The organism is Caldalkalibacillus salinus (assembly GCF_016745835.1).
GTDB lineage: Bacteria > Bacillota > Bacilli > Caldalkalibacillales > JCM-10596 > Caldalkalibacillus_A > Caldalkalibacillus_A salinus.
Genome location: NZ_JAERVL010000001.1, coordinates 84,905 through 98,036, shown reverse-complemented (window position 1 = coordinate 98,036; position 13,132 = coordinate 84,905). Strand labels below are relative to the sequence as shown.

The 13,132-nt window shown below is 43.5% G+C and carries 18 protein-coding genes and 1 tRNA gene; 6 read left to right on the top strand and 13 right to left on the bottom strand.

The annotated features are described in order from the left end of the window. Window positions 1-51: 51 nt before the first annotated feature. Entirely contained in the window at window positions 52-222 is a 171-nt protein-coding gene (locus JKM87_RS00420) for a YqzE family protein (RefSeq protein ID WP_202076654.1), read from the bottom strand. Window positions 223-356: 134 nt separating this feature from the next. Here JKM87_RS00420 and JKM87_RS00415 point away from each other — a divergent pair. Both JKM87_RS00415 and JKM87_RS00410 read left to right on the top strand, forming a co-directional pair. After that, window positions 357-431 (top strand) — tRNA-Gln (locus tag JKM87_RS00415). A gap of 295 nt (window positions 432-726) precedes the next feature. After that, window positions 727-951 carry a DUF2626 family protein gene (locus JKM87_RS00410; protein ID WP_202076652.1) on the top strand — a complete coding sequence of 75 codons (225 nt, stop codon included), beginning with the start codon at window positions 727-729 and terminating at the stop codon, window positions 949-951. A 156-nt stretch (window positions 952-1,107) separates the two neighbouring features. Here JKM87_RS00410 and JKM87_RS00405 read toward each other — a convergent pair whose 3' ends face one another. Genes JKM87_RS00405 through JKM87_RS00395 form a run of 3 tightly spaced genes read right to left on the bottom strand, consistent with a single transcriptional unit; the run spans window position 1,108 to window position 4,269 of the window. Next, window positions 1,108-2,256 carry a class I SAM-dependent methyltransferase gene (locus JKM87_RS00405; protein ID WP_202076649.1) on the bottom strand — a complete coding sequence of 383 codons (1,149 nt, stop codon included), beginning with the start codon at window positions 2,254-2,256 and terminating at the stop codon, window positions 1,108-1,110. A gap of 3 nt (window positions 2,257-2,259) precedes the next feature. Continuing rightward, window positions 2,260-2,892, bottom strand: a complete 633-nt coding sequence (locus JKM87_RS00400) for an MBL fold metallo-hydrolase (protein WP_202076647.1) — start codon at window positions 2,890-2,892, stop codon at window positions 2,260-2,262. A 42-nt stretch (window positions 2,893-2,934) separates the two neighbouring features. Beyond that, a complete protein-coding gene (locus JKM87_RS00395; RefSeq protein WP_202076645.1) occupies window positions 2,935-4,269 on the bottom strand; it encodes a PhoH family protein in 1,335 nt (444 codons plus the stop codon). Between the two features lie 163 nt (window positions 4,270-4,432). Between JKM87_RS00395 and JKM87_RS00390 the strand changes: the two genes are divergently transcribed. Next, window positions 4,433-5,260, top strand: a complete 828-nt coding sequence (locus JKM87_RS00390; protein WP_236838486.1) for a YhcN/YlaJ family sporulation lipoprotein — start codon at window positions 4,433-4,435, stop codon at window positions 5,258-5,260. A gap of 138 nt (window positions 5,261-5,398) precedes the next feature. Here JKM87_RS00390 and JKM87_RS00385 read toward each other — a convergent pair whose 3' ends face one another. After that, the gene (locus tag JKM87_RS00385) at window positions 5,399-5,851 is read right to left on the bottom strand and encodes a pyridoxamine 5'-phosphate oxidase family protein (RefSeq protein ID WP_202076643.1); all 453 of its coding nucleotides are present in this window, start codon (window positions 5,849-5,851) and stop codon (window positions 5,399-5,401) included. A gap of 14 nt (window positions 5,852-5,865) precedes the next feature. Continuing rightward, complete coding sequence (locus JKM87_RS00380; RefSeq protein WP_202076639.1) at window positions 5,866-6,954, bottom strand: LCP family protein; 1,089 nt, start codon at window positions 6,952-6,954, stop codon at window positions 5,866-5,868. 134 nt (window positions 6,955-7,088) lie between these two features. Here JKM87_RS00380 and JKM87_RS00375 point away from each other — a divergent pair, with 134 nt between their 5' ends. Beyond that, entirely contained in the window at window positions 7,089-7,292 is a 204-nt protein-coding gene (locus JKM87_RS00375) for a YlaI family protein (protein WP_202076636.1), read from the top strand. A gap of 126 nt (window positions 7,293-7,418) precedes the next feature. Here the strand turns inward: JKM87_RS00375 and JKM87_RS00370 are convergent, their stop codons facing one another. From JKM87_RS00370 to typA, 3 genes are read right to left on the bottom strand one after another with little or no spacing between them, the layout of a single operon-like run. Then, window positions 7,419-7,700, bottom strand: coding sequence for a hypothetical protein (locus tag JKM87_RS00370; protein WP_202076634.1), 282 nt, complete (start codon window positions 7,698-7,700; stop codon window positions 7,419-7,421). Between the two features lie 41 nt (window positions 7,701-7,741). Further along, entirely contained in the window at window positions 7,742-8,014 is a 273-nt protein-coding gene (locus JKM87_RS00365) for a YlaH-like family protein (protein ID WP_202076632.1), read from the bottom strand. 17 nt (window positions 8,015-8,031) lie between these two features. Next, on the bottom strand, window positions 8,032-9,870 hold the full coding sequence (gene typA, locus JKM87_RS00360; protein ID WP_202076630.1) for a translational GTPase TypA: 1,839 nt from the start codon (window positions 9,868-9,870) through the stop codon (window positions 8,032-8,034). 114 nt (window positions 9,871-9,984) lie between these two features. On the opposite strand from typA, the gene JKM87_RS00355 reads away from it, so the two are divergent. Further along, the gene (locus tag JKM87_RS00355; protein ID WP_202076627.1) at window positions 9,985-10,164 is read left to right on the top strand and encodes a DUF5325 family protein; all 180 of its coding nucleotides are present in this window, start codon (window positions 9,985-9,987) and stop codon (window positions 10,162-10,164) included. A gap of 60 nt (window positions 10,165-10,224) precedes the next feature. On the opposite strand, the gene JKM87_RS00350 is transcribed toward JKM87_RS00355, so the two are convergent. From JKM87_RS00350 to JKM87_RS00340, 4 genes are read right to left on the bottom strand one after another with little or no spacing between them, the layout of a single operon-like run. Beyond that, on the bottom strand, window positions 10,225-11,124 hold the full coding sequence (locus JKM87_RS00350) for an NAD(P)-dependent oxidoreductase (protein WP_202076625.1): 900 nt from the start codon (window positions 11,122-11,124) through the stop codon (window positions 10,225-10,227). Between the two features lie 30 nt (window positions 11,125-11,154). Next, window positions 11,155-11,982, bottom strand: coding sequence for an inositol monophosphatase family protein (locus JKM87_RS00345; protein WP_202076623.1), 828 nt, complete (start codon window positions 11,980-11,982; stop codon window positions 11,155-11,157). Window positions 11,983-11,986: 4 nt separating this feature from the next. Then, complete coding sequence (locus tag JKM87_RS17995; protein ID WP_272899156.1) at window positions 11,987-12,118, bottom strand: hypothetical protein; 132 nt, start codon at window positions 12,116-12,118, stop codon at window positions 11,987-11,989. Next, window positions 12,108-12,311, bottom strand: coding sequence for a hypothetical protein (locus JKM87_RS00340; RefSeq protein WP_202076621.1), 204 nt, complete (start codon window positions 12,309-12,311; stop codon window positions 12,108-12,110). Before JKM87_RS00340 ends, JKM87_RS17995 begins: the two co-directional genes overlap by 11 nt. A gap of 167 nt (window positions 12,312-12,478) precedes the next feature. On the opposite strand from JKM87_RS00340, the gene JKM87_RS00335 reads away from it, so the two are divergent. Next, window positions 12,479-13,120, top strand: a complete 642-nt coding sequence (locus tag JKM87_RS00335) for a YktB family protein (RefSeq protein WP_202076619.1) — start codon at window positions 12,479-12,481, stop codon at window positions 13,118-13,120. The last annotated feature ends 12 nt before the right edge of the window (window positions 13,121-13,132 follow it).

Genomic DNA, 13,132 nt, shown 5'->3' with positions numbered 1-13,132 from the left:
GCATGATTTTGACCATGAGGGCGATACGCTAAGTCTCCATCACCCTTAAAGTTAATGACGTTTAAATAACATACTGATAGCGGTTGGGATAACCCCAAACCACTGTTGACTCCAGTTTTTTTGTTTGTTTTTTGACTTCTGCCTCAGTCGCTCGTCTCTTGGTGTATCCATGTATTGAACGAACTCCTGGGTCATAAATTTGACCAGGTCTTGAAAAGACATACAGAGACACATCCTTTCCTAGCTACTTATTTATATTTTTGCCACCCTCATCATGATTTATCCTGTGGGGCTTGAATTAATCTTTGTTTTTTGTGTATATATTCCGCGTTAGCGTCCATACTAAAAAATGTCGATGGGAAGTAGCCAAGTGGTAAGGCAACGGACTTTGACTCCGTGATGCGCAGGTTCGAATCCTGTCTTCCCAGCCATTTCTTTTTTGGAAAGGAATAGTGGAATCACATCCGGTGTGGTCACAGCTATAAACATACATAAAAACATTCAAGTCCCTCCGGTTTAAAGATAACACACACAACACACCCACACAGCAAGCATATACCCAGCCTTATGTTCTTCATAACTGGGATGCCTGTGTGCTTTCGTGCTTCAACGATTGTTCAGAAATATGACATTATTTCTTCTGTGAATATACGTTTACAAGCTCCAAAAACTCATCTATAATAGGAATATCTATGCTGGTGAGAGATGTAAAGGAGGAAAAACAACATGCCACGTATGTATCGCGTCTTTGCATTTTGGACGGCCGTAACCGCTATATTAGCACTCGTGGGACATATGGAAGGAATGGCCTTATTATTTTTTGCTCAAACCGTTATATTCTTAGCCCTTAGCTATATGAATTTCTCTGAGAGAGGTTATATCTATATTTTCGCTGGTTACCTCGTCTTATTCTTTGTTGGATTTACATATTACACAACGTTTATGATGTGACGGAGAGAGCATGATCCATGGGACGAATGGGTGACTTATCGTCTTAAGTATTACGCTTACCATGAAAAAACAGTGAAAAACAGGAGAAAAGACACGGGAATGAAACACCCGTGTCTTTTTTTGTTACGTATTTGTCATCTTGTTAATAGCGTCGTACTATAGCCTAAATTTAAACGCATTGAGAAACGAAAAACTTTGCTGAGCAGGTGCACCCTTTGCTAATATGAGCACTTTGAAGGTCGCCCCTAAGCCTTCTGGAGACACAAATTGTCTGATGGCTCGATTCTTGCGTAAAGTCGCATTCTGAAAAGGGTCCCCACCCGCTTGTTCTGTGTACTGGTCTAGGATTCCCGCTTGCAATAAGAACTGATGCTGAGGGAGATACGCTAACTCAGTCCAGCCCCGCTCTATCGCCTCATCCCTTAATACTTCGAAGTGAACATGAGCGGTTATATCCTTCTCTCCCGGTCTTTCCAAAGGTCGATCGTCCGTCTGATGACGATCGTAGCACAATAAGGTACCGTCTTTTCTTGCTGGGTGCTGATACTCTTCTGTTAAATAACCGTAATCCACCGTTATCCACATGCCTTCTTCCACAGCCTCTGTTACTTCAGCTAGCCATTGGCACATATCGGGACACACTTCAATTTTTTGTCCCTCTGATAATTTGAAGCCATGCTTATCAAGATAGTGATGTATATCATCCCTTTCTAACGGTAGCCATTTTTCCGTCAATCGTTGTTGACCTTCATCCCAGCCAACGAAGCGTTCATATCTTCTGTCATCAGGACGTTGTTCAAGCACATGAACGGGAAAGGCATCAACGAGTTCATTACTGTAAAAGAAAACCTGTCTGTCCTGGGTCAGGTCGCTGAGGTCGGCGAGCGTGGTCCACACCACCCTGTTATCATGTCCGTTAAGTAACTCACCCTGGACACGTCGATGGTATCCGCTTACTTCAATAATCACATACTGTGTGTGTTCATATACGGATGGATACTCAGCTTGTAAGGCATCTAACATCTGTTTAGCGAACGTGCCCTTGCCCGCTCCCATTTCTACAAAGGATACAGGCTGACGAGATTGTTGCACCACTTGTACAAAAATATCGGCTAAGACGCGTGCATACACTGGATGAACATCGCTTGAAGTATAGAAATCGCCTTGTTTACCAATCTTTCGTTCCTCACGCATGTAGTAACCGTATACGGGATGGTACAAGCAGTCTTGCATGTACTCATAAAAGGAGATGGATTGAGATGGCCGCTGTTTTATTTTACTGACGATATGGTTCAGTAAAGCCATCGCCTAACGCTCATTCAAGAATGGATTCATTGCTTTTTCTTGTCCCACCGTCGTCTGTGGACCATGCCCCGGGTAGACGATCGTTTCTTCAGGTAACGTTAAGATATACGCTCTAATACTATTTAAAAGTTTGACATGGTCCCCACCAGGCAAGTCCGTTCTGCCGATAGAACCAGAGAATAGCGTATCTCCTGCAATGACGAGATTTTCTTGTTCTATGTAGAAGGAGACACTACCAGGAGAATGTCCAGGTGTGTGCATCACCTTCATATCGATACCTGCGATCGTCAATGCTTGCCCATCCTCTAGACCTTGGTCTCTTGGCTGGCAGATAACGGGCTCAGTGACCATACTCCACCGACTGGACCCATTCAGGTCAGGATCTGTTAACCATTTCTGTTCAAGATTATGAATATACACTGGCGCGCCAGTTTGCTGGCGAACGTGTTCTAAACCCGCAATATGATCAAAATGGGCGTGCGTAAGGAGAATGGCTTTGATATCCAAATCTTGAACGTGCTCTACCATCGCTTCAGGGTTCATCCCAGGGTCAATAATGATTCCTTGTTTTTGATCATTAGAGAGTACATAACCGTTTGTTTGTAAAGGCCCTAAAGGTTCCATCCATAGGTTCATCTTATTACCACCTCTGTTATTGTCTTTGTCTGTATTTTACCGTTATAAAATTTGTGCAGCAAGTTTAGCGAGGGAAGAGCGTTCACCTTTTTCTAACTTTATATGACCACTGACGGCATAGCTTTTAAATTTTTCGACCACGTAGGTTAAACCGTTGTTAGACTCATCTAAATAGGGGTGATCTATCTGCTCCGGGTCGCCCATGAGTACAATCTTACTCCCTTCACCTACTCTTGTAATAATCGTTTTTACTTCATGCTTAGTCAGATTCTGTGCTTCATCAATGATGATAAATTGTTCGGGAATGCTACGGCCTCTTATATAAGTCAGCGCTTCGACCTGAATAGTTCGATTCATTCCTGCTAAAATACGGTCAAGTTCACCCGGTTTTTTGGCGTGAAATAGAAACTCTAAGTTATCGTATATGGGTTGCATCCAGGGCCTTAATTTTTCTTCTTTTTCCCCAGGTAAAAAGCCAATATCTTTGCCCATAGGAACAACGGGCCTGGCGACTAACAACTTCTGGTAACGATGTTCATCTTCGATCTTATATAATCCAGCCGCTAAGGATAACAGCGTCTTACCTGTACCTGCTTTACCAGTCATTGTCACTAAAGGGATGTCATCATTGAGTAACAATTCTAGGGCCATTTTTTGTTGGGCATTTCGCGGTTTAACTCCCCAGACGTGCTCTTCTTGGTGTAGCAGTGTAACAGATTGTTGATCTGCACTCACTCTCCCAATCGCTGAAGCAGAGGAGCCCATTTCATCTTTAAATATAATAAATTGATGGGGATTCAAGCGCTCATGCTGCGCCACGTGCTTTATTTCTATTTTTTGATCAGAGTATAACTGATTAATGACCTCTCTTTTTGTCTTCAATTCCTGACTACCCGGATAAATCTTTGAGTATTGCACCACCTGATCAGATAAAAAATCCTCGGCGTGCAAACCGAATACTTCTGCCTTCACCCGTACTAATGCGTCCTTACTAACAAGCGTTACAGGCCTGCCCCCTTGCGGTTTGACATCCTGTTCTTCTTTCAAGTTTAATGCGACAGCAATGATACGATTATCATTGGTTTTCTCTATGAGGGTATCACGTAGCCTTTGAAATGAACGATGATTTAATTCCACACGGAGTGTTCCTCCGTTTTCAAGATCTACTCCTTCATGTAGTTTACCCTTTTGCCTATATTTATCAAGCAAACGGGACATATACCTTGCATTTCGCCCAATTTCATCAGTGTATCTTTTTTTGGAATCGACTTCTTCTAGTACAACTGCTGGAATGACAACTTCGTTTTCCTCAAATGACAAAACTGACCGAGGGTCCTGCAAGAGCACATTCGTGTCCAATACGTAGATCTTTTTCAAATTTCCGCCTCCCTTTGGTTGAAGAAAATTGATGCCTTACTGGAATAATTTATAAGATGCGGTTCTTGTTATTTTTCATTGTATGACTTATGGATTTAAGTTAGACGGATAAACTATAGGTAATCTTCAAAAGTTTGTACAACATAGAAAGGATGGATTACCGATGAAGAAAACCCGTTTCCGTCTGCTGATGGTTTTACTTGGCATAGCAGTGCTAACCGCTTGTAATCCACAATCTCAAACACAGCCTTATCAAAACCACCCTCCTACATCTTATGATCAAAACCCTCAGTTTGAGAGTGAGACGTATGACGGGAGACAGTCTGGGCAAATGAGATCCCGAGATCGGGACTTAGAAGGCATATATTCTTATGATCAAGCCCTTCCCCACGGCTCTAGAAGAGCACCTATGGGAGGACAAGATGGGCAAACGAACAACATGGGGAACGCTGACCGCAATCAGCAAGGACAGCAAAATGGACAACAACAACAAAATCAAGCGAAGGGGCAACAACAGGGACAACAGGATAATAACAATATGCGTGCGCCGCAATCCCCTAACCAATCGGCTCGTGCCCAAGAAATTGCTGATCGCCTCGCTGACTTAGCCACACAGGTGGATCAAGTTAATGACGCCACAGCTGTTGTCGTTGGACGCTACGCGGTAGTGGGTATTGATGTAGATGCGGAACTTGACCGTTCTAAAGTCGGGTCGATTAAATACTCGGTGGCTGAGGCTCTTAAGGCCGATCCACGAGGCGCTTACGCTGTTGTCACCGCTGATGTGGATACTTATTACAGATTGCAAGAAATGGGTGAGGAAATCCGTAACGGGAGACCTTTAGCAGGTGTGATGGATGAATTAGCAGGGATCGTCGGACGTCTCATGCCGCAGCTACCTAGACAGGTTGAAAAGCCTGATGGAGGTCAAAAACAAACACCAGCACAAGGAAACCAAAAACAAAAAGAAAATCAAAATAACAACAGATAACAATAAAACACCGTGAGCGCCATTCACGGTGTTTTTTTACTCATCCTTTAGTTTTCAAGGTGCATTTCAATATGCATTTTCCCTTTATAAAATCCCTACTACTCCTAAATAACATCAATTTCGCAGGGCCACTTTCACTTAAGCCTTAAGAGCTTCAAGCACCTGTCGATCCAGTTTAGCGGCTGCTTCTTCATCATACGTTTTCTCATATTCTGGTTCAACGGAAATTTTTGAACCGTAAAACATGACATCACGCACTTCGGTCACATCAATGTCTACTCTTGCTAACTTTAATGGCACATCATCCAATTTCTCAACGGCTACATTCGCTTTGCCCGCTATAGCGTAGCAAGAGCCTGCACCAATGACATTAAGAACGACACTACTATTCTTTGCGATATTTTCGATGATACGGGAACGATTGTCTACCGCAAAGCGCACGACTTGACGATCAGGAGCATAAACCCAAGAGATTGCGCTGACATTAGGTGCACCAGTTTCTTTGTCCACGGTCGCTAAAGTGACAAAGCGCTCTTTTTGTAATAAAGCATGTAATTCCTCCGTAAGTTGTGTTTCAACTGTCTGTGCCATGACACTCACTCCTTTTATTCAAATTTATCTTGGAATTGTTTTTTTATCTCTTCTATACGTTCGTCAGGTATTATGGTATATCCTTGTGATGAATCCCAATAAGCGTCATTTTCTATCGATTCTAAATCTGAAGGTGACAGAGACTTTAAGTCCCATATGAGCTCTTTCATCTCATCAGGCGTGAAATTTGTAGATACATTTTGTACAACAGCATCCAACACTTGATCCATCTTAGATAGACCCTCAACGGTGGTTAAACGGTCTGTTATCTCGCGGATCACTTCATGCTGGCGTTCGTTACGTTCAAAATCACTAGAGTAGTATGCTTCTCCACGATCATCCAGGCGATGACGGATATAACCTAACGCGTGATAACCATTAAGCACCTGCACACCCCTTGGAATGTCAATCTGCGTTCCATCTTCTGGATCGTGATACTTCATGCTACGGGATACATCCACTTCGACCCCACCAACAGCATCCACGACATCGACGAAGCCTTGAAAGCCGATATGTACATGGTAATCTACTGGTATCTCTAAGTATTCACTTAATGTTTCCTTGACCAATTGTGTTCCAGAGGTCGTGGGCTCTTCTCCGGCAAACTTCTGACGATTCCCTTCCGCTTCGCCTCGTGCAAATACCGCATTCGCTTTTATATAACCTGAATGACCCGGTATTTGAACTTTAGTGTCTCTCGGAATGGACAAAATGGAGACTGAAGGCGTTTCTCGGTCAATCAGAGCAACCATGAGGACGTCTGTGTTGAGTGTTCCACCAGATCCTGTTCGTCGATCTGTGCCAATAATGGCCACAGCGAGTGGCTTAATCTGATCCTCTTCCTCCTGAAGTTTACCATCCTTTTTATCATCTTCTGAAGCTGATGGCGGTGTGTCATCTTGTGTGGCTGCACTTACTTTATCCTGTTTACTCACTTTATGGAACGCTTGATCCACTTTCCAGTAAGTATAGCCAAAGACAGTGATCGTCCCTAGCATAAAAAAGACCGTCATCCAAATCATCATGCCAATGATTGATTTTTTTCTTCGTCTTTTCTTGAGGTCGTGACTCTTACTACGACTGACTTCATTAAAATTTGACATCTTTTAGCACTCCCTTGGTCTATAACACAGTTTAATTCCTAATAAAAAAAGTGTCAATCAGACCCCGTGTTCGCTATGTACACGTATGAAGCTGTATCAATCCATGCTATACTAGTGATATAGGAGGCACAAATATGAAGATACAGTGTGTAATTTGCGATACGATTGAACGCATTGATGCAGATTCGTTATTAGGAAAACGTCTAAGAAACCACCCTTTATCAACTTACGTGTGTCAGACCTGTCACGCTAGAATTACTGAAAAGACTGAAAAAAGAAAAAGAGAAGGCAAACTGACCGAACCGGTGCATTCAAAAGAGGATGACGGTTGGTTATAAATGTGTAACGCAATGAAACATTTATAGCGACCATTAAGCCATGATCTGTCCTACCGTTATTAATTTTTTATCTAAAAAAGTGTAGTCCACCTGAGGACTACACTTTTTCTTATGCTACCTGTCTTTCTAACAGCCTGTCTGGTTCTGGTCATGCATATTTTCTAAATCGTGATACAATTGATGCACAAACTCACTGGGATATGTTTTGCTACGTTCTTGCTCATCCTTAACAAAAGACACAATATGCATGTTGTCTTCAAGCTTGACCTCAATATCTGTCAGGTGATGATCTTCTTCTAAGATGGTTGTGAAGAATTCGTACGTATCTTGAGCCGCTTCATCATCCGGTTTCATCTCAGCCACATGTCTAATTTGTAACCAGTTAAATATGGCATCATCTAGCTTCATGTTAACAACCCCCTACTAAAGGCAGTCAGTAAAGTAATAAACTACGACGCCTTTTTCATCCTGAACCTTACGATGGCTAACATCGCAACAGCAATGATTAACGCTTCAATAAAGGGCAAGGCAATGCCTAAAAACGCTAATGGTAAGGCACCGATGGCTAGGACAACATAGACAATGAAAGCCTTGAGGACGGGAAGTCTTCGTTCAAAGCCAAGCTTGTAGACAAGGCCAAGCAATACTGCCGTTATAAGATACAGAATAAGAAAGGCCCCAAAGGTCAACTCTCCGTCTACAAATAACCGATCGGTTATCATACGCTCCCCTCCAAACCTTAGGACTTAAGTCCTAATTTCTGATTCTTTTCATGACGTTCACGTTCCGATTTATTGAGAAACTTCTTGCGTAATCTTACCGTGTCTGGTGTGATTTCGCAATACTCGTCGTCCCCTAAAAATTCTAATGCTTCTTCTAAAGTGAGTTGACGAGGCGCTTTTAATTTAACGGTCTCTTCTTTCGTTGCCGAACGAATATTATTAGCGGCCTTCGTCTTACAGACGTTTACGACAAGGTCATTATCTCTAGAATGCTCTCCGACAATCATGCCTTCATAAACCTCTGTCCCTGGTGAAATGAACATCGTTCCACGATCTTCAACATTCAGTAGCCCATACGTGTTAGCCGTCCCCGTTTCGTGAGCGATCAACGCTCCGAAGCGTCGTCCTCCGAGCGTCGCTTTGACGAGAGGTTGATAAGAGTCAAAGGAATGCGTCATGATGCCGTATCCACGTGATTGTGTGAGAAACTCGGTGCGATAACCGATCAACCCTCTTGACGGGATCAGGAATTCGAGGCGTACTTGCCCGAATCCATTGTTGACCATGTTCAGCATTTCCGCTTTTCTTGTACCCAACGTTTCCATGATACTGCCGGTATAGTCATCCGGGACATCGATAATTAAACGCTCAAATGGCTCCATTTTCTTTCCGTCGATTTCTTTGACAATGACCTCTGGCTTGGAGACTTGTATCTCATATCCTTCACGTCTCATGTTCTCGATTAAGATAGACAGATGGAGTTCCCCTCTCCCTGAAACCGTGAACACTTCTGGGCTATCAGTTTCATCTACACGTAAACTGACGTCCGTTTCAAGTTCTTTAAACAAGCGTTCTCTTAGCTTACGGGCGGTCACGTGTTTACCATCACGACCAGCAAAGGGACTATTGTTCACTAAGAACGTCATCTGTAACGTCGGTTCGTCTATTTTTAAGAGAGGTAGAGGTTCGGGATGACCGGCGTCACATACCGTTTCACCCACGTTAATGTCCTCTAAGCCTGCAACGGCCACGATATCCCCCGCCTGAGCTTCTTCTATTTCCACCCTTTTCAGCCCTAGGAAACCGAAAAGCTTGGTCACACGGAAGGATTTTTGTTTACCTTCACGGGTGATCACGACGATAGGCTGGTTCAGTTTAATACGTCCGCGCTGAACACGCCCCACGCCAATACGACCAAGATAGTCATTGTAATCTAACATAGTGACCTGAAGTTGTAGGGGTTGTTCCGTATCAACGGCTGGAGCTGGTATATGAGAGAGGATGGAAGAAAATAGCGCATCCATATTCTCCTGTTGCTCCTCAGGTTGGTCACTAGACGTGCCCGCAATCGCTGAAGTGTATACCACTGGGAACTCCAGCTGATCCTCATCCGCACCTAGATCTATAAATAAATCTAATACTTCATCTACCACTTCCTGGGGTCTAGCGTTCTCTCTGTCGATCTTGTTTAGAACCACAATAGGGGTAAGGTTATGATCGAGTGCTTTCTTTAGCACAAAGCGTGTTTGAGGCATACAACCCTCAAAAGCATCGACAACGAGTAGCACGCCATCGACCATCTTCAAAATACGCTCAACCTCCCCACTAAAATCTGCGTGGCCAGGTGTATCCAGGATATTAATTCTATGATCATCGTACTTAATGGCGGTGGTTTTTGCTAGGATGGTAATGCCTCTTTCTTTTTCAAGGTCATTAGAATCCATCATTCTTTCTGACAGTTGCTCATGTTCTTTGAAGGTTCCTGACTGCTTTAACAATTGGTCAACCAATGTTGTTTTTCCGTGGTCAACGTGTGCGATAATCGCAATATTTCTAAGGTCCTGTCTTTCACTCATCTAATTATTCTACTCCCGTCCTGTATTGTAGATATTCCTACACAAGTGTACACTTGTTTTAGAAGAGTAGCAACTGTGACAAAGTTTTGTTACAACACAGAAGGGGAGTTTACGATGAATTGGAATACGATTGCACTTATATTCGCCATCTTAGCGGTGACCTGCTTTGTATTAGCTGGAATCGCTGTGGCTGAGCGTAGTGCCATAGGGTTTATCGGTGCTTTACTCGCTTCCGTTTGTGTGATGGGGACGGGCTTCATGTTAAAGAAAAAAAGGAAGAAAAAGGCGTCGTAATGACTGCCTTTCTTCCTTTTTCGTTAACCCACCATTTTTTAATATTATCCCTTCATTTGACTAGTTTGAGTCAGATTTGCGCTTTACTTCGACACCGGCTTGCTCTTCTACCCTTCGAATGATAGCCGCCACATCTTGTTTACCGTACCCTTTATCGGACACGTCTTGAATGATTTGTTCCGTACGGCCCCCCAGTTCTGCTTCAACCCCTAAGTTATTGGCCAGATCGATCGCTAGTTTCATGTCCTTATGTAGCAGGTCAACCATAAAGCGTTGCTCAAAATCACGGTCTTGTATGAGGTCAATGGTGCGATCAATCATATGTGAATGACCGGTACTCACTTTGATCAGCCTGTGGATCATCGCAGGATCGATTCCCGCTTTGGCTCCCATGACAAAGGCTTCAGACAAGGCTTGTGTATGAACGCCAACTAACATGTTATTGATCAGCTTGACGACACTTCCAGACCCAACCGGTCCAACAAGCGCTATCGTTTGACCTACAACGTCTAGTATCGGACGCACTCGCTCAAATGCGCTTTCATCACCACCGCACATGATCGTCAAGGTACCAGCCTCAGCTCCCATTGGTCCTCCACTTAAAGGCGCATCTAAAAAAAGACCACCTTTCTGAGTGATAGCGTGATGCTGTTTTTCGTTCAACTGTGGTGAGACTGTACTGTGCTCAAGCACAATGGTATCCTGGACACCTGCTTGAATAATGCCGTTCTCTCCAAAATATATCTCCTCAATACTTTCTATGGTTGGTAGACATGTCATGACAACATCCACCTGTGATGTGAGGTCTGCAGGGCTTTTGGCCTCTTTTGCCCCTAATTTTAGCGCCTCCTCTATAGGGGGACGGCTTCTGCTTACCACCCATGTATCAATATCCGCTTGTAGCAGGTTCTTGACCATTGGCAATCCCATTGTGCCCAAACCGATGTAGCCTACTTTCATTGTACTTCCCCTCCCAATTTATGTATCGTATTACCATCCTGGCGCTTCATCTACGAGTAAAAAGTGGTCACTAATATGCTCATGAAGGCCAGGCTTAGCGACAAATATAGACGTTTGTTCAGACGTAAAGATGTCGATCGGTTCATTTTCTATCGTGGTCATTCTCGCACCCAATTCATTTAAAATGACAAGCCCCGCGGCGTAGTCCCATGGAGATAAACGTAACGTCAAATACCCGTCTAATCGTCCACAAGCGACGTATGCGAGCTCCAGGGCCGCTGACCCAAGGGAACGAGACCCACGCGCATGACGAACAATCGATTGTAGCTTACGATGATCGTATCGGCGATTAGGGGTTAGCCACAAACCGTTAATGCCGAGGACAGACTGCTCCATTGTCGTCTTCTCTAGCGGTTCAAGTTTACGTTCATTGAAGTATGCTCCTTGTCCCTTTAAGGTGTGGAAAAATTCGTCATGGATCGGATCGTATATGATACCAATCCTGGGCTCCCCCTGTTCGTAAATGCCAACGGATATACAGAAATTAGCTTGTTGATGTACGAAGTTAGTGGTCCCATCAATAGGGTCGATCACCCAGACAATTTCACGATAGGGATCTTCTATCGTCTCAGCTAATCCCTCTTCCCCTAAAATAGCGTGTTCCGGATAGTGATGTCGAATATGTTCAATGAAGAATTCTTCAATTTCATGGTCTTTTTGTGTCACCAGATCCGCTGCGGAGGTTTTGTATTCAACATTCAAGGTTCCACCTAGTGTATCTCTTAGGCGTTGGCCTGCTTCTTGTGTCCATGCTTTTGCTGTGTGGTAAATATCCTGCCATGCTTGATGTGCTTCCATGGATTCATGCCTCCATCTCTCTTTTATCTCTTATCCCAAGTATACTATAAACTAAAACACCCCGCTCTGATGAATCGAACGGGATGTTTACGGGTCTCTTATCTTCTTTCGCCACTGTCTCACGATTACCCTCCAATAGAATAAGCTTCTAACATCATCATTTCTTTTCTAAGCTTCTGTAGCTTAACCTTGCACGCTTCCATCTTCTCTAAGTCCTCATCGAGCATAGCTTCATGTAAATTTAAAAGCTCATAATCAATTTCCATCCGTAACACAGGAATTCTTTTCTCGGCATCATCTCTTCTGAAAACTTCAATGACCTGTTCCATGGTTACGTCACCCTTTCGTACTGATTATTCAGAAAATTATTTTTATTGTTAGTATATATTATTATGCATCGCTGTATTTTGCAATAACAATTTTTAGTATGCTATATTTTTGTTATATTTATCTCTATCACTTTTATCATGTCAACGAGATATAAAGGAGGCACACAATGAGTACCCATACATTTACTGGTTTTACTGAAGACGACTTTAATACCTTTCACATAGAAGGCTTAGACGCCCGCATGGAAGCGATTAAAGAACGAATCCAACCTAAGTTTCGTCAAATCGGGGACGTGCTGACGGAGGAAATGACCCACATGCTAGGCAACGACATGTATCTTCATATCGCTAAGCACGCTCGGCGTACAGTGAATCCCCCTCATGACACATGGTTGGCGATTGCACCTAACCAGCGCGGGTATAAGAAGCATCCTCACTTTCAAGTCGGGCTATTTGATGATCATGTCTTCATTTGGCTCGCTTTTATTTATGAATTACCCTACAAAAGAGAGATTGCCCAGACGTTCCTCAAGCATTTAGATCAGTTGGACGACACGATTCCTAACGATTATGTGATTTCTCTGGACCATACCAAGAAGGACGCTAAAGCGAAAGATGTATTGAAGCAACAAGGGCTGAAAGATGTGCTTGTGCGTTTTAGGGACGTAAAGAAAGCGGAGTTCCTCGTTGGGCGCCACATTGCCGCTAACGATTCGCTACTTTCCGACGGGGAGCGATTCATGCAGTATACAAAGGACACATTGGAGACCTTAGTGCCTTTATATCAATTGGCCTATCAGGAGCAGTAATTAAGCATTTAT

What these genes read in the sequence shown, in the direction of transcription:
- JKM87_RS00420 (WP_202076654.1), bottom strand. Translation starts at nt 222, where the DNA reads ATGTCTTTTCAAGACCTGGTCAAATTTATGACCCAGGAGTTCGTTCAA.
- JKM87_RS00410 (WP_202076652.1), top strand. Translation starts at nt 727, where the DNA reads ATGCCACGTATGTATCGCGTCTTTGCATTTTGGACGGCCGTAACCGCT.
- JKM87_RS00405 (WP_202076649.1), bottom strand. Translation starts at nt 2,256, where the DNA reads ATGGCTTTACTGAACCATATCGTCAGTAAAATAAAACAGCGGCCATCT.
- JKM87_RS00400 (WP_202076647.1), bottom strand. Translation starts at nt 2,892, where the DNA reads ATGAACCTATGGATGGAACCTTTAGGGCCTTTACAAACAAACGGTTAT.
- JKM87_RS00390 (WP_236838486.1), top strand. Translation starts at nt 4,433, where the DNA reads ATGAAGAAAACCCGTTTCCGTCTGCTGATGGTTTTACTTGGCATAGCA.
- JKM87_RS00385 (WP_202076643.1), bottom strand. Translation starts at nt 5,851, where the DNA reads ATGGCACAGACAGTTGAAACACAACTTACGGAGGAATTACATGCTTTA.
- JKM87_RS00380 (WP_202076639.1), bottom strand. Translation starts at nt 6,954, where the DNA reads ATGTCAAATTTTAATGAAGTCAGTCGTAGTAAGAGTCACGACCTCAAG.
- JKM87_RS00375 (WP_202076636.1), top strand. Translation starts at nt 7,089, where the DNA reads ATGAAGATACAGTGTGTAATTTGCGATACGATTGAACGCATTGATGCA.
- JKM87_RS00370 (WP_202076634.1), bottom strand. Translation starts at nt 7,700, where the DNA reads ATGAAGCTAGATGATGCCATATTTAACTGGTTACAAATTAGACATGTG.
- JKM87_RS00365 (WP_202076632.1), bottom strand. Translation starts at nt 8,014, where the DNA reads ATGATAACCGATCGGTTATTTGTAGACGGAGAGTTGACCTTTGGGGCC.
- typA (WP_202076630.1), bottom strand. Translation starts at nt 9,870, where the DNA reads ATGAGTGAAAGACAGGACCTTAGAAATATTGCGATTATCGCACACGTT.
- JKM87_RS00355 (WP_202076627.1), top strand. Translation starts at nt 9,985, where the DNA reads ATGAATTGGAATACGATTGCACTTATATTCGCCATCTTAGCGGTGACC.
- JKM87_RS00350 (WP_202076625.1), bottom strand. Translation starts at nt 11,124, where the DNA reads ATGAAAGTAGGCTACATCGGTTTGGGCACAATGGGATTGCCAATGGTC.
- JKM87_RS00345 (WP_202076623.1), bottom strand. Translation starts at nt 11,982, where the DNA reads ATGGAAGCACATCAAGCATGGCAGGATATTTACCACACAGCAAAAGCA.
- JKM87_RS00340 (WP_202076621.1), bottom strand. Translation starts at nt 12,311, where the DNA reads ATGGAACAGGTCATTGAAGTTTTCAGAAGAGATGATGCCGAGAAAAGA.
- JKM87_RS00335 (WP_202076619.1), top strand. Translation starts at nt 12,479, where the DNA reads ATGAGTACCCATACATTTACTGGTTTTACTGAAGACGACTTTAATACC.